The sequence below is a fragment of the Amycolatopsis sp. lyj-346 genome (assembly GCF_046548975.1).
In the GTDB taxonomy this organism is placed as follows: Bacteria; Actinomycetota; Actinomycetes; order Mycobacteriales; family Pseudonocardiaceae; genus Amycolatopsis.
This window is the reverse complement of the sequence record NZ_JAJPWT010000002.1, coordinates 1,068,354-1,081,723: the sequence shown is the minus strand read 5'-3', so window position 1 is coordinate 1,081,723 and position 13,370 is coordinate 1,068,354. Positions and strand designations below refer to the sequence as shown.

Below are 13,370 nucleotides of genomic sequence, written 5' to 3'. Positions count from 1 at the left end.
AGGGGCATCGGCCGTGATTGAGCGGGCATCACGCGTGATTGAAGGGACGACACGCGTGATTGGAGGGTCGACACGAAGGAGGGGCCGGTGCACGCGCTACCGTGAGCGTCTTGGGCAACGCTCTGCGTGACAGTGTGCCGGCCTGGGGGTGGGGGAATGGGTGCGACGCGGTCCGCGTTCGCGGTACGCGGGTTCCGCCTGCTCTGGCTGGCCGGCCTGCTGTCGGTGGCCGGGGACCAGCTGGCCCGGGTCGCTTTGTCGATACTCGTGTTCCAGCGCACCGGTTCCGCCGCACTGAGCGCGGCGACGTACGCGCTGTCGATGCTGCCCGCCCTCGTGTCCGGTGCGCTGCTGTCGTGGCTGGCCGACCGGTACCCGCGCCGCCGGGTGATGGTGGCCTGCGACGTGATCCGGGCGCTGCTGGTGGCGGTGATGGCCGTGCCGGCGGTGCCGTTGCCGCTGATGGCGGCGCTGCTCGTGCTGGTGCAGCTGGCCGAAGCACCGTTCTCGGCCGCCCAGGGCGCCGTCCTGCCCGAGCTGCTGGGCGGCCGGTACGAGGCGGGACAAGCGGTGCACCAGGTCACCACGCAGCTGTGCCTGGTGCTGGGGTTCGCCGCGGCCGCGTTCGTGGTCACCGGGGTCGGCGCGCGCGCCGCACTGGCGATCGACGCCGCCACGTTCGCCGCTTCCGCGCTGCTGATCCGCGCCGGCCTCGGCCGCCACCCGCCACCGGCCGACGGCGAAGGCGAAGGCGAAGGCGAAGGCGGGGCGACGTGGTGGCGCCGGATCGCCGGGGGCGCGGTGGCCGTCAGCCGGGACCGGACGCTGGGCACCCTGGTGTGGCTGGGCTGGCTGGCGTTGTTCACCGTCGTCCCCGAGGGGCTCGCGGTCCCGTACGCCCAGCAGGTCGGGGCGGGTGGCGAATGGATCGGGGTGCTGCTGGCCGCGGAACCGGCGGGGGCGGTGGCCGGCGCGCTGCTGCTGCGGCGGTTCGCCCGGCCGGTGCGGGTGCGCGCCCTCGGTGTGCTGGCGGTCGGGACGTCGGCGCCGCTCGTGGCCTTCTGGGGCCGGCCGACCCTCGGCACGGCGCTGGCCCTGCTCTTCGTGTCCGGCCTGTGCTCGGCCTACCAGGTCACCGCCGGGGCGACGTTCGTCCAGCTGTCCCCGCCGCGGCTGCGCGGACGGACCCTCGGGTTCGCCAGGACCGGGATGATCGCCGGGCAGGGGCTCGGGATCGTGGCCGGCGGCCTGCTCGCCCAGCTGGTCGGACCGGCGGCGGCGATCGCCTGGGCGGGGACCGCGGGAGCGCTGGTCGCGCTCGCCGCGGCCGCGGCCTGGGCGCGCCGCAGTCCGGACGCCGTCTCGGCCGCGCTCCCGGCCGAGGCCTGATGCGTCACCAGCCTTTGTCGCTCATCGCGCGCTCCTTTCCGGTGGCAGTGTGGCAGCGTGGCAAGGGGAGTGGAACTGCGGTTTCACCAGCCTTTGTCGCTCATCGGCTCGCCTTTCCGTGCGGTTCGTCCGGTGCCGGATACCCGGAATGGTCTCAGCCGCCCGGTCGGGTCGCGATGGCGGGAAACGCCTGACATCCGGCCGCAACACGACTACCCTGGGCGACCGGGGGATCACTGGCGCGGGGAGGCGCTGCGATGGGGGACAACGTGGTCACCGGCGGGGGCCGGTCACCGTCGGGGTGGAAGCTGTGGTCGTTGCCGGGGCGGGTGCGGTTCCTCGTCCTGAGCGTGGACCTGGTGGCGTTCGGCGTGCTGGTGCTCGCGGCCCGCACGGCACCGACACCGGAACAATGGGTGACGGCGGGCTGGCTCGCGGCGGCGGCGCTGCCGCACCTGCACGCCTCGCACCTGATCGAACGGCGGCGCCGCGACCGCGCGGGCATGCCGTACGTCGACCTCTGCAGCGTCTGGATCTTCGCCGGGGTGCTCGTGCTGCCCCTGGTGCTCGAACTGGTGCTGGTGGCGGTGATCTACGCCCACCGCTGGGCGCTGGTCAACCGGTTCGACGCGGTCCGGCCGCCGCACCGCACCGTGTACACCGCCGCCACGCTCGCGCTGGCCGCGGCCGCCGCGGCGGCCGTGCTGCGCTCGAGCGGGGTCCACGAGCACCTCGCCGACGGCGCGCGGCCCGGCGGGGCGGACCTGGCCGCCGTGGTCGCCGCGGCCGCGGTGCAGTGGGTGGTCAACACCGGGCTCGTCGGCACGGCCATCGCCTGGACGGTCACCGTCGAGCACCCCCGGCGGCTGCTGGGCAGCGCCTCGGACAACCTCCTGGAGGTCAGCCAGCTCGCGCTCGGGGTGTTCGTCGCACTGGCGTTGCTGTGGTGGCCGCCCGCCGCGCTGCTGATGATCATCCCGACGTTCGCGCTGCACCAGTGCGTCCAGCTCGACCAGCTCAAGCTCGCCGCCCGCACCGACCAGCGCACCGGGCTGCTCAACGCGATCGCCTGGCACGAACAGGCCGAGCACACCCTCGAGCGCACCCGCGGCCGGACCGGCGTGCTGATGATCGACCTCGACTGGTTCAAGCGCATCAACGACACCCACGGCCACCCGGTGGGCGACGACGTCCTCGCCGAGGTGGCCACGGTGCTCACCCGCGCCGTCCGGCGCGGGGACGCGGTCGGCCGCTACGGCGGCGAAGAGTTCGCCGTCCTGCTGCCCGACGTCGACGAAGCCGAGGTCCGCGCGATCGCCGAGCGGATCCGCGTCCGGATCCGGGCGTTGCGCATCACCGCGCCCACGGGCGAGCCGGTAAGGCTGTCGGCAACGATCGGCGCGGCACTGCACCCGTCGGAGCCCGGGGCCGACCTCGACGAGATGATCCGGGCGGCGGATGACGCGTTGTACGCGGGTAAGGAGGCGGGGCGCGACCGGGTGGCGGTGGCGGGGTGGTGAAGCCGTCAGTTCTGGCCGGGGTCGGCGGGGCCGTGGTGGTGCTGCAGGGCGAGCCCGCGGTCGTGGTCGAAGGTCACCGGTACCTCGGCGCCGACCAGGGGGCGCAGCCACAGCGCCTCGCGGGTGACCGCGTCGTAGAGGTCGCCGGCGCGGCGGCGTAGAGGCGCTCGGGGTTGAGCGCGTCGGACGTGCCGTTGCCGCTCGGCTCGCCCACCGGGTAGGCGAGGTCGCCGCGGCCGTCGCCCCGGACGCTGCCGCGGCTCGACGTCGCTTCCGCCGAGTGGATGTCCCGTGCCATCGCGTCCTCCGGGGTCGTTTCCGCGCGGTTACCCGGCGGCGGCCGCCCCACCCGCTCAGCTCGTCTCGCGCACTTCCAGGTGGTGCGGTGCGACGATCGACCGCGGGGGTTCCGGGCCGGCCGCCTGCCGCGTGAGGCGGTCGAGGGCGAGTTCGGCGATGCGGTCCTTGTCCGGTGACACGGTCGTCAGGGCCGGCACGCTGTAGCGGCCGTCTTCGATGTCGTCGAACCCCACCAGGGCCAGGGATTCCGGGACCGCCACACCGCGGTCGGCGGCGGCCCGCAGCGCACCCAGGGCCAGTTCGTCGGTGAAGCAGAAGACGGCGTCGGGCGGCCGGGGCAGCGCCAGCAGGCGCAGCATCGCCTGGTGGCCGTCGGCCCGGTGCAGGCGCCGCACCGGCACCTCCAGCTCCGGCTCGACCGGCAGGCCCGCCTCGGCCAGCGCCTGCCGGTAGCCGGCCAGGCGCTGGCGTGCGGTCGCGTTCAGCGAGCGCGGCTGGATGCCCAGTGCCGCGACGCGGCGGCGGCCCGAGGCCAGCAGGTGCCGGGTGGCCTCGCGCGCGGCGGCGACGTTGTCGATGGCGACGTGGTCGACGCCGGCGGTGCCGTCGTGCTCGCCGAGCAGCACCAGCGGGACGGTGTCGGTGCGCGCGGCCAGCTCCGCGGGCGCCACCGCCCACGGGCTGAACAGGACGCCGTCGACCAGCTGGCTGCGCCGGCCGTGCAGCAGCTCCTTCTCGCGCTCGGCGTCGCCGTCGGTCTGGTCGATGAGCACGGTCAGGCCCCTGGCCCCGGCGATCCGGACCGTCCGCGCGGCGAGCTCGGCGAAGTACGGCGAGTCGATTTCCGGGATCACCAGCGCCACCAGACCGGTCCGGCCGCGCCGCAGCGTGCGGGCGGCCAGGTTGGGCCGGTAGCCGAGCGCGTCGATGCTCGCCTGCACGCGCTCCCGGGTCGCCGGGGCGACGTACCGGAACCCGTTGACCACGTTGGACACCGTGCGCACCGAGACACCGGCGTGCTCGGCCACGTCACGCAGTTTCGGGTTCACCGGCGCATGGTACCTCTTGCAACGTGGCATGCCACGTTGCAAACTGGGCCTGCCACGCCGTGTGTCCCCAGGAGGTTCGGATGACCGCACACCAGACCGCCCTCGCGCCGCCGTCCGCCGCCGAACTCGCGGCGCTGACCGGCCGGCTGGACTCCGACGGCATCATCGGCCTGCCCCGGGCGTTCCCCCGCGACTGGGTGCGGCAGCTCGGCGAGGACATCGACACCGCGTTCGCCGAGGCCCGCGCCCGCCGGGACGGAGCGGTCGGCCGCGGCCCGAACCGCTTCTACGTCGAGATCCACCCGGAGCAGCTGCGCGGGTTCACCGACCTGGTCACCCACCCGTGGATCACCGCCGTCGCCGAGGCGGTGCTGGGGCCGGAGTACCGGATCGTCGAGGTGGGCTTCGACGTCCCGCTCGCCGGCGCCGTCGACCAGCCGTGGCACCGGGACTTCCCGATGCCTGCCGAAACCGCCCGCGAGCGCAGGCTGACGTCGCTGGCGGTGAACGTGACCGCCGTCGACACGGAGCCGGACATGGGGCCGTTCGAGATCGCGCCCGGCACGCACTGGGACGACGGCAGCGCGTTCGAGCACGGCATGTTCCCGCCGCGGGCGGCCTACCCGCGCTACCAGGACCTCGCCACGCGCAAGTTCCCGCAGATGGGCGACATTTCGATCCGGTCGGCCCTGACGATCCACCGCGGCACGGCCAATCAGTCGGCCAAGGCCCGGCCCGTCCTGGTGCTGGGCCTCGACGCACCGGGAGCGGGCAACGACGCCCGCCACGACACGGCCGTGACGCGGGAGTTCTGGGCGGCGCTGCCGGAATCCGTGCGGCGGCACCTGGACTGCCCGGTCGTCGACGTCCTGACGCCGATCACCCAGAAGCACACGATCGAAGGCCTCGTGATGGGCGCCTGATGTTTGACGGCCCCGGACGCGGGCATGCCCCGGCCATGGCTGAAGCGGGAATCACCGAAATGACGGGCCGGGCCGGCGTCGTCGCGGCGCTGCGCCGCGTACTGCTCGCCTTCGGGGTCGGCGGTGCGCTGGCGTGCCTCGCCTGGATGGCGTTGTGGCTGGCCATGCGCGTCTGAGGCGGCAGGCTCCGGCCCCGCGGGTCGCGCGGTGGCCGGAGCCGGGGTTTCACTGGCAGGCTTCGCAGTCCGGGTCGTCGATGCGGCAGGCGGCACCGTCGGTGAGCGGGAAGTCGAAGTCCTCCAGCTCGGGCACGGCGACGGACTCTTCCGGGGTGGTGGTGGCGGACATGGCCCTCCCTTGTGGACGAACGGGTTCTCCTGTGTGTAGCGCCGAAGATCGCCGCACATTCCGTGACGCGCGCCACAGGCGGCTCACGCTCCCAGGAGCTGCACGAAGCCGGTGATCGGTGGCCGGCGGAACACGAGGGCCCGGAGATTTCGGGCCGGCGCCCCTCGGCCGCGCCGAAGTTTCGTTGTTCGCCGAACCCAGCCGGCGCGGCCCGCCCGGCCAGGTGATCTTCGGAACCGGCGGCGGCGGGGGCGCCGCGGCTGCGTTACCGTCGCGAGCGGTGTGTCGGGGGAAGGCGGCGGATGACGATCGACCAGGCGGGCGGACCGGTGCGCAAACGGGGCCGCCGGGCCCACCGGCCCGATCCGGACGGCGGCCCGGTCGCGGGGTTCGCCCACGCGTTGCTGGTGCTCAAGGAGACGGCGGGTGACCCGTCCTACGACCGGATGCGCACCGAATTCGGGGCGGTGGCTTCGAAATCGGCGCTGGCGGCGGCCGCGCGCGGGGTGCAGCTGCCCAGCTGGGAAACCACCTGGGAGTTCGTGCGGCCCCTGGCCGTCACCGTGCTCGGCGGGGACGAAGAACAGACCCGGAGCGAGTGGCGGTCCCGGTGGCTCGCCGCCCGGCAGGGCGGCGACGGAACGGCCGAGCCGGACGGCGTGCCCCGGCGCCGCGGGTGGCTGCCGGCCGCCGTGGCCGTCGTGGTGGTGGCGGCGGGCGTCGTGGTCGCCGTGAGCCGGCCGTGGTCCGGCGGCGGGGAACCGTCGCTGCCGATCGAAGGCGACGCCTCCAGCCTGGTCGCCGACGTCACGTACCCGGACGGCAGCCGCGTCTCGGTGAACCAGCGGTTCGTCAAGACGTGGCTGCTGCGCAACGCCGGCACGGTCGGGTGGCACGGCCGGTTCCTGCAGCGCCTGCCCCCGCTCGACGGCCTGGACGTCTGCCACACCGAGCCGCGCGTGCCACTGCCCGACGCCGAGCCCGGTGCGGAAGTGACGGTCAGCGTGCCGGTCCAGGCCCGTGGCACGCCGGGCCCCTGCCAGGTGTTCTGGAAGATGGTCGACGCCGGCGGGCGGCTCTACCTGCCGCAGTCGAGCGGCATCTACTTCCAGGTGGAAGTGGCGGGCTGAGCCCGGCCCCGCGGGAGCCCGCGAGGCCGGGAGGCGTCAGCCGCTCGGAGTGCTCAGATGAAGTAGTCGACGTTGGCGATGAGGCTGGTGCCCATGCCCTTCACCCGGACCTCGAGGTTCGACGCGGTGTTGGCGGGCCACTTGACCGTCCCGACCCCGGACTTCCCGCAGCCGATGCCCTGCCAGGCGTCGGGGTGGGCCGCCTTGCCCATCCGGGCCTCCACGCACGCGGCCTGGTTGGTGCCCGACTGCGTGTTCCACTCGACCCGCAGCTTCCCGCGCCAGCCGCTCGCCGGGCTGGTGTACGAACAGTGCTTGGACACCGGGCCCCACTTGGCCACCGCACCGGTGGCCGTGCCGGAGCACAGGGCGGACGTGCCGAGCGTGCCGGCTCCGGCCGGTGCGGCGGTCAGGCCCGCCGACAGGGTCGCCAGCGCGACGGCCGTCCCGACGACGGCGGCCGCACGGCCGCGGACGGGCTTGCTGCTCTTGGTGCGCATGAGGTTGTTCGGTTCCTTTCTCGACGACCGGCGGGTTCGTGCCGGTGCCGCCGGAGCCTGGCAGCGCGCCGGGAAGCGGGACAAGACGGCGAATGTCCGGGCAATGTCCTCGCACATCAGGACAATGTTTTGTGTCCGCGACGGCCGTCGTGGGTAGTCCCTTCCCGGACGATCATCGACTCGGCGGAGGGTGGCTTTCGTGCCGCAATGGGTGGAGGCGGGACTCTGGGGCCTCGTCGGCGGGGCGGCGCTGGTGCTCGGCGCCGCCGTCGCCTGGTGGGTGCGGGTTTCGCGGCGGGTCGTCGCCGGGATCATGGCCTTCGGGGCCGGCGTGCTCATCTCCGCGCTCGCCTTCGACCTCGTCGACGAGGCCCAGCGGGACGGCGGGCTCTGGCCGACCGCGGCCGGCTTCCTCGGCGGCGCCGCGGTGTACGTCCTGATCAACGTGCTCCTCGCCCGGCGGGGTGCCCGGCACCGCAAGCGCTCGGGTGGGCAGCAACCGTCCGAACAGGACACCGTGGGCAGCGGGGCCGCCATCGCCGTCGGCGCCCTGCTCGACGGGGTACCGGAATCCGTGGTGCTCGGCGTGTCCCTGCTCGGGGGCGGGGGGATCGGCGTCACCGTGCTCGCGGCCGTGTTCATCTCGAACGTGCCCGAAGGCCTGTCCAGCGCCGCCGGCATGAAGGCCGCCGGACGGAGTGCCCGGTACGTCTTCGGCGTCTGGAGCGGCATCGCGCTCGCGAGCGGGACCGCGGCGCTGGCCGGCAACCTCCTGCTGCGGACCGCGTCCCCCGCGACCGTCGCCGCGATCACCGCGGTGGCCGCGGGGGCGATCCTCGCCATGATCGCCGACACCATGATCCCCGAGGCGTTCGAACGCACCGAGCTCTACACCGGCCTGCTGGCGACCATCGGCTTCCTGACGGCCTTCGTCATCGGGCACGCCGGCTGACCGCGACCGCGACCACGACACCCACGGCGGTGAACAACGCCGTGGCCACGGGGCTCAGGTACTTCGACAGGCTCGGCGCGCTGCTCGGCCCGGCCAGCCACAGCACCAGCGCGGCGGCGTAGACCGCGGCGAGCGCGGCGGCCCACCAGCGGTGCGTCCGACGGCGCAGCGAACCGATCAGCACGACGGCGATGGGCACGCCGGCCACCAGGGCGAACTGGCCGGTCACCAGGACCGGGACGGCCCAGGCCGCGACGAGAACGGCCTTCGAAGTGCGTTGCGGGGTGGTGACAGTCATCGTCTTCTCCTCGGGGAAGGGGCTCAGCGGGCTTCGGCGGTGGTCTTGAGGTCGGCGAGCCAGGCGTCGAGCCCAAGAGCCAGGTAGCGGACGGCGGTGGCCGGATCCGCCTCGATCTGTTCGCCCGTCCAGCTCTCCTCGGTGCGGACGAGCACGCCGCCCCGCACCGGCGTGAACGTCCAGACGTGCACGCCGCGGTCGATCCGCAGCCCGTCACCGATCGCGGGCCCGGTCCAGCGGACGCACCGGCCCGGCTGCCGCTGCTCGACCGTGGAGGTGATGACGAGGGTGGTCGCCGGCGTCGTGGGCGTCGGCGGCACCGGCGTGGTCCAGCGGAACCGCGAACCCGGCCGCAACGGCCCGGGGTCGAGCCGCTTCGCGCTGGTGACAGCGGGCTGCCACGCGGGCCAGCCCGCGACGTCGGTGTGCAGCTTCCAGACCGCGGCGGCGGGCGCCTTGATCAGCTTTTCGGTGCGGTGGTGGATCTGCGCGGCGGGATCGATGCCCACACCGCGGCAGCTCAGGGCCGTCACCGAGGCGGCCTCGGCCGAGACGGCGGTACCCGTGAGCCCCGCGGTGACCGAAAGCGCGAGCAGTGCGGAACGCAGCCGGGTGGCGATCATGGTGTCCTCCGTTGGTTAGTGCCTGTTGTGATGGTTAGAAGTTATAACTGGACAGGAGTGAGTGTCAATAGGAAAAGTGATAGCCTCTAACGGTGACGACCGAGAGCCCGCGAGAGCGTTATCGAGCCCAGGTGCGCGAGGAGATCAAGCGCCACGCGTGGGAGCAGATCGCCGCGGCCGGGGTGCCCGCGCTGTCGCTCAACGCGATCGCCAAGCAGGTGGGCATGAGCGGCCCCGCGTTGTACCGGTACTTCGCGAGCCGCGACGAACTGATCACCGCGCTCATCCGCGACGCCTACCGCAGCCTCGCCGACACCGTCCGCGCCGCCCGGGACGCCGGGGCGGGCCTGCCCGGACTCGCGCGCACGATCTGCGAATGGGCGCGCAGCGACCCGCAGCGGTACTTCCTGATCTACGGGACGCCGGTGCCCGGCTACCACGCGCCCGGCGACACCACCGCGATCTCGTCCGAGGTCATGGCCGTGCTGATCGAAGCCTGCGCCGAGGAGGCGGGCGACGAGCCGCCGACACCGTTCGGCACGCACCTCGAGACGCACCGCGAGTGGGCCGGCGGCCACCCCGCGCCGGTGGCGGCCCTGCACCGCGCGCTGTCCTTCTGGACCCGCCTGCACGGCGTGCTTTCCCTCGAGCTGGCCGGCCACTTCGCCGGCATGAAGTTCGACCCGGACCTGCTGATCACCGAGGAACTGGCCGCCCTGCGGAAGCGGTGAACTCAGCCGGTCTGTTCGCGGATCCAGTCCGCCACGACGTCGACCCTGGCGATCGTCTCGGCGCCGGGCTGCGGACACGGCGGGCCGGAGTTGACGATGGCCACCAGTGTCCCGGTGCGGTCGTCGTCCGAGACGAAGAACGGGCCGCCCGAATCCTCCGGGCACGGGCCGTTTTCGACCGTGCGCCTGCCGACCGGCTGGGCCTCCAGGGTCGCCTGGTTGATGCCCGACACCGTGAACCGCCCGCGTTTGAGGTGGTCGGACGGGCCGAGCACGGTGGCCGAAAGCGAACCCCAGCCCGCGAACTGGAGCTGCTTCCCGATCGACGGCCGGGTGGTGGCCAGTGCCACCGGGACGATGTCGTCGATCGGCGTGGCGAGCTTCGCCACCGCGAGGTCGTTCACCGGCGACTGCCGGACGTCGACCACCTCGGTCGTGTACCCGCCGGGGTCGGTGTCCTTGAGCCGTCCGACGGTGACGGTCATCGTGTACGGCGGCGGCCCGCCGATCCGGGCGTCCTCCAGGTCGTGGAAGCAGTGCCCGGCGGTGATGATCCACTGTGGCGCGACCAGCGCCCCGCTGCAGGCGCCGCTGCGCACCCCGCCGCCCGGGACGGGGATGTCGTCGGACGTCAGCTTCGCGTTGAACGGCAGGACCGGGTTCGGGGCCGGCCGGGCGGACGTCGTCACCGGCTCCCGCGCCGGAGCCTGAGCCGGGGCCGCGGTGTCGGGCAGGCTGTGCCCGCCGGTGCCCGCGGCCAGGACGGGGCCCGCGAACGGCGTCCCGGTGACGGCGTGGGCGAACGCGAGGCCCGCTCCGGCCAGCACCGCGACCGTCACCGCTCGTGCCCGGAACTGCCGTCGTCGATCCGAAGAGGTCCTCACACTCTTATGCACGGGTGGGAGCCCGGAATGGTTGCGTGCCGGGGCCGGTCGTCGGCTCCCGAACGCATCCTTGAGTTCGAATTTGAACAACAGGTACGGTTGTGACATGGGTCGTCCGCGGTGGCTGAACGTCGAGGAGAAGCGCGCCTGGAACGCGTTCCTCGGCACCTACGAGCTGCTCAACCGACGGCTGGACCAGCAGCTCAAGCAGGATTCCGGGATCTCCCACCTGCAGTACGTGATCCTCGCCCGGCTCAGCGGCGCCCCGGACCACGAGCTGCGGATGGCCGAGCTCGCTTGCGCCGTCTCGAACTCCAAGAGCGGGCTGACCTACCAGATCGGCCAGCTGGAGCGGGCCGGCCTGGTGCGCCGCCGCGCGTGCGCGAGCGATCCCCGTGCCGTCTACGCCGTGCTCACCGACGAAGGCGCGGCCCTGCTGGAGCAGGCCGCACCCGGGCACGTCGCGCTGGTCCGCGAACTGCTGATCGACGTCCTGTCGCCGGAGCAGCTGCGCGCGCTGGCCGACGGCCTCGGCGAGGCGAACCGCCGCATGCTCGCGGACGGGGACGCCGACGGCTGCTCCTGAGTGACCTGCGCCACTTCCGCCGCCGATCCCGGGGAATTCCGGAACCCGTTCCGCGCCGCCTGAGAACAGCCCATGACACTGGCTGGATCGAAAGGCGGGCGATGACCCCGGAAGACACCGATGCCGACGACGACGCGAGCGTGATGGCGCGGTCGCGGCACGAGCCGAGCCTGTTCGCGGTCATCTTCGACCGCCACTCCCGGCACATCCACCGCTACCTGGCCCGGCGCCTGGGCCCGGCCGCCGCGGACGACGTCCTGGCGGACACGTTCCTGATCGCCTTCGACAAGCGCGCGAAGTTCGACCCGGCCCGGTCCGACGCGAGACCGTGGCTCTACGGCATCGCCACCAACCTCGTCTCGCGGCAGCGGCGGACCGAAGTGCGCGAACTGAAGCTCCGGCAGGCCGTCGGGCCACCGCCCACCGAGGAAGGGCACGCCGACCGGGTCGCCGACCAGGTCAGCGCCCAGGCCCTCGGCCACCGGCTCGACCGCGCCCTGGCCGCCCTGCGGCCCCGCGAACGGGACGTCCTGCTGCTCGTCGCCGCGGAAGGCCTGGCCTACCAGGAAGTCGCCGAGGCACTCGGCATCCCCGTCGGCACCGTCAAATCACGGCTCAACCGGGCTCGCGGCCGCGTCCGCGCCGAGCTCGGCGCCCTCGACTTCGTGAAGGAGACCTCGGATCATGGATGAACTGGACCTGATCCGCGAGCGCGCGGAAACCGTCGGCTTCGCGCCGGCGGAGCACCTCGCCCCGGCCCGCGAGCGGCTGCTGGCCGCCGCGCGCGGCGAACGGCGGCACCGGCCGCGACGCTGGTTCTGGATCGCCGGCGCCTCGATCGGCCTGGCCGCGGCGATCACCGCGGTCGTCGCGCTGGGCCCCGCCGACCAGGTCGGTGTCGGGCCCGGCGTGGCGCACGCCGACCCGGTCAAGGTGCTGACCGCGGCGGCGAGCACCGCGCTGAAGGAGCCGGCCAAGCCGCCGCGCCCCGACCAGTTCCTGTACGTGAAGACCGAATACGCCATTCCTCCCCACCGCGAGGTCTGGTTCTCGGTCGACGGCACCCGCGACGGCCTGATCGGCACCACCAAGATCGGTGGCTGCCGCGACGGCAAGGCGCCGATGTACGGCACGAACGACCCGCGCGCGGAAGGGAAGCTCGAGGATTGCCGGCCCTCGCCGGCCTACCGGACGGACCTGCCGACGACGGCCGACGCGATGCTGGCCTACCTCAACAAGAAGGTCGGCGATCGCGACGGCAAAGCCACCTACATCGGCAAGGACGTGTACGGCCTCGCCTCCGAGCAGGCCCTCCAGCCGGCGTCCTACGCGGCACTGTTCGAGGCGGCGGCGAAGGTGCCGGGGCTGACGGCCCTGGACCACGTCACCGACGGCGCCGGGCGCCCGGGCGTCGGGATCACGTTCCCGAATCCCCCCGGCTCGCTCTCGACGGCCAAGCCGATGGTGATGGTCTTCGACGCCACCACGTACCAGTTCCTGGGCACGACCGACAGCGCGGTGACGGTGAAGACCTACGTCGACCAGGTGGGGCAGCGTCCCTGACATCCGCGCGCCGGCGGCCGGAATTTTCACGCTGGTGCCTGGCGGTGATCCTGCACGTCGCCGTGTGGCGGCGCCGGCCGGCTCAGCGCCGTGAAGCGCCTCAGCGCCGTGAAGCCACGGTCGCCAGCTGTTCGGTGATCTCGGCCAGCAGCTCGGTGGCCGCGTCGCCGAGCGCGGCCAGGTCGGCCAGGGTCGTTTCTTCGGTGGTGACGGGCACGGCTACTCCTCCACGGCCGTGTGGCGGGCGACGACGGCTTCGGCGAAGGCGGTGTGGACGCGGAGGTACTCGTCTCGGCCGACCGCCGTGTCGGCCCATTCGTGCCGGCGGATGTGCGCTTCGGCGACGCCGATCTTCGCGGCCGTCGCCACCGTGGCGGGGGAGGTGCCGGCGAGGATCGCGTGGTGCATGAGGGACGGCGAGGAGCGCCGGGCGAGCTCGGCCAGCGCGGCGAGGCGGCCGAGCTGAGCGAGCGTGTCGGACGTGACCGGACGCGGGCGCGGCCGGGACAGCGGACGCGAGTTCCCGAGGTTGTCGGTCAGGACGCTGGTCATCAAACGACTCCCGAGGCGGAAA

The 13,370-nt window shown here is 73.4% G+C and carries 18 protein-coding genes; 11 read left to right on the top strand and 7 right to left on the bottom strand.

Annotation, left to right across the window (positions count from 1 at the left end; all coding sequences use genetic code 11):
* The first annotated feature begins 156 nt into the window (after nucleotides 1-156).
* From ACLJQE_RS11370 to ACLJQE_RS11360, 3 genes are all read left to right on the top strand, one after another.
* Nucleotides 157-1,389, top strand: a complete 1,233-nt coding sequence (locus ACLJQE_RS11370) for an MFS transporter (RefSeq protein ID WP_410639110.1) — start codon at nucleotides 157-159, stop codon at nucleotides 1,387-1,389.
* Nucleotides 1,390-1,646: 257 nt separating this feature from the next.
* Nucleotides 1,647-2,909: a diguanylate cyclase domain-containing protein gene (locus ACLJQE_RS11365; RefSeq protein ID WP_410639109.1), complete on the top strand. Its 1,263-nt coding sequence runs from the start codon at nucleotides 1,647-1,649 to the stop codon at nucleotides 2,907-2,909.
* Nucleotides 2,906-3,070, top strand: a complete 165-nt coding sequence (locus tag ACLJQE_RS11360; RefSeq protein WP_410639108.1) for a hypothetical protein — start codon at nucleotides 2,906-2,908, stop codon at nucleotides 3,068-3,070. Before ACLJQE_RS11365 ends, ACLJQE_RS11360 begins: the two co-directional genes overlap by 4 nt.
* Before the next feature lie 192 nt (nucleotides 3,071-3,262).
* Here the strand turns inward: ACLJQE_RS11360 and ACLJQE_RS11355 are convergent, their stop codons facing one another.
* Entirely contained in the window at nucleotides 3,263-4,258 is a 996-nt protein-coding gene (locus ACLJQE_RS11355; protein WP_410639107.1) for a LacI family DNA-binding transcriptional regulator, read from the bottom strand.
* A gap of 80 nt (nucleotides 4,259-4,338) precedes the next feature.
* Here ACLJQE_RS11355 and ACLJQE_RS11350 point away from each other — a divergent pair, with 80 nt between their 5' ends.
* A complete protein-coding gene (locus ACLJQE_RS11350; RefSeq protein ID WP_410639106.1) occupies nucleotides 4,339-5,181 on the top strand; it encodes a phytanoyl-CoA dioxygenase family protein in 843 nt (280 codons plus the stop codon).
* Nucleotides 5,182-5,216: 35 nt separating this feature from the next.
* Entirely contained in the window at nucleotides 5,217-5,357 is a 141-nt protein-coding gene (locus ACLJQE_RS11345) for a hypothetical protein (protein WP_410617055.1), read from the top strand.
* 49 nt (nucleotides 5,358-5,406) lie between these two features.
* Here ACLJQE_RS11345 and ACLJQE_RS11340 read toward each other — a convergent pair whose 3' ends face one another.
* On the bottom strand, nucleotides 5,407-5,529 hold the full coding sequence (locus ACLJQE_RS11340) for a hypothetical protein (RefSeq protein WP_255410490.1): 123 nt from the start codon (nucleotides 5,527-5,529) through the stop codon (nucleotides 5,407-5,409).
* Nucleotides 5,530-5,831: 302 nt separating this feature from the next.
* Here ACLJQE_RS11340 and ACLJQE_RS11335 point away from each other — a divergent pair, with 302 nt between their 5' ends.
* Entirely contained in the window at nucleotides 5,832-6,659 is an 828-nt protein-coding gene (locus tag ACLJQE_RS11335) for an NBR1-Ig-like domain-containing protein (protein ID WP_410639105.1), read from the top strand.
* 53 nt (nucleotides 6,660-6,712) lie between these two features.
* Here the strand turns inward: ACLJQE_RS11335 and ACLJQE_RS11330 are convergent, their stop codons facing one another.
* Nucleotides 6,713-7,159, bottom strand: a complete 447-nt coding sequence (locus ACLJQE_RS11330) for a hypothetical protein (RefSeq protein ID WP_410639104.1) — start codon at nucleotides 7,157-7,159, stop codon at nucleotides 6,713-6,715.
* A 199-nt stretch (nucleotides 7,160-7,358) separates the two neighbouring features.
* On the opposite strand from ACLJQE_RS11330, the gene ACLJQE_RS11325 reads away from it, so the two are divergent.
* Nucleotides 7,359-8,111, top strand: a complete 753-nt coding sequence (locus tag ACLJQE_RS11325; protein WP_410639103.1) for a ZIP family metal transporter — start codon at nucleotides 7,359-7,361, stop codon at nucleotides 8,109-8,111.
* On the opposite strand, the gene ACLJQE_RS11320 is transcribed toward ACLJQE_RS11325, so the two are convergent.
* Both ACLJQE_RS11320 and ACLJQE_RS11315 read right to left on the bottom strand, forming a co-directional pair.
* Nucleotides 8,092-8,409: a hypothetical protein gene (locus ACLJQE_RS11320; protein WP_410639102.1), complete on the bottom strand. Its 318-nt coding sequence runs from the start codon at nucleotides 8,407-8,409 to the stop codon at nucleotides 8,092-8,094. The two genes, ACLJQE_RS11325 and ACLJQE_RS11320, sit on opposite strands and share 20 nt — an antisense overlap.
* A gap of 23 nt (nucleotides 8,410-8,432) precedes the next feature.
* Nucleotides 8,433-9,032, bottom strand: coding sequence for an SRPBCC family protein (locus ACLJQE_RS11315; protein ID WP_410639101.1), 600 nt, complete (start codon nucleotides 9,030-9,032; stop codon nucleotides 8,433-8,435).
* Nucleotides 9,033-9,124: 92 nt separating this feature from the next.
* On the opposite strand from ACLJQE_RS11315, the gene ACLJQE_RS11310 reads away from it, so the two are divergent.
* Complete coding sequence (locus ACLJQE_RS11310) at nucleotides 9,125-9,763, top strand: TetR/AcrR family transcriptional regulator (RefSeq protein WP_410639100.1); 639 nt, start codon at nucleotides 9,125-9,127, stop codon at nucleotides 9,761-9,763.
* A gap of 2 nt (nucleotides 9,764-9,765) precedes the next feature.
* On the opposite strand, the gene ACLJQE_RS11305 is transcribed toward ACLJQE_RS11310, so the two are convergent.
* Nucleotides 9,766-10,602 (bottom strand): S1 family peptidase, encoded by an 837-nt coding sequence (locus ACLJQE_RS11305; protein WP_410639099.1) that lies wholly within the window; start codon nucleotides 10,600-10,602, stop codon nucleotides 9,766-9,768.
* Between the two features lie 151 nt (nucleotides 10,603-10,753).
* On the opposite strand from ACLJQE_RS11305, the gene ACLJQE_RS11300 reads away from it, so the two are divergent.
* From ACLJQE_RS11300 to ACLJQE_RS11290, 3 genes are all read left to right on the top strand, one after another.
* Entirely contained in the window at nucleotides 10,754-11,233 is a 480-nt protein-coding gene (locus ACLJQE_RS11300) for a MarR family winged helix-turn-helix transcriptional regulator (RefSeq protein WP_410639098.1), read from the top strand.
* Between the two features lie 101 nt (nucleotides 11,234-11,334).
* Complete coding sequence (locus ACLJQE_RS11295) at nucleotides 11,335-11,925, top strand: RNA polymerase sigma factor (protein ID WP_410639097.1); 591 nt, start codon at nucleotides 11,335-11,337, stop codon at nucleotides 11,923-11,925.
* Nucleotides 11,918-12,796, top strand: coding sequence for a CU044_5270 family protein (locus ACLJQE_RS11290; protein WP_410639096.1), 879 nt, complete (start codon nucleotides 11,918-11,920; stop codon nucleotides 12,794-12,796). The genes ACLJQE_RS11295 and ACLJQE_RS11290 overlap by 8 nt, the downstream gene beginning before the upstream one ends.
* A 219-nt stretch (nucleotides 12,797-13,015) precedes the next feature.
* Here ACLJQE_RS11290 and ACLJQE_RS11285 read toward each other — a convergent pair whose 3' ends face one another.
* Nucleotides 13,016-13,348 (bottom strand): hypothetical protein, encoded by a 333-nt coding sequence (locus tag ACLJQE_RS11285; protein WP_410639095.1) that lies wholly within the window; start codon nucleotides 13,346-13,348, stop codon nucleotides 13,016-13,018.
* Between the last annotated feature and the right edge of the window lie 22 nt (nucleotides 13,349-13,370).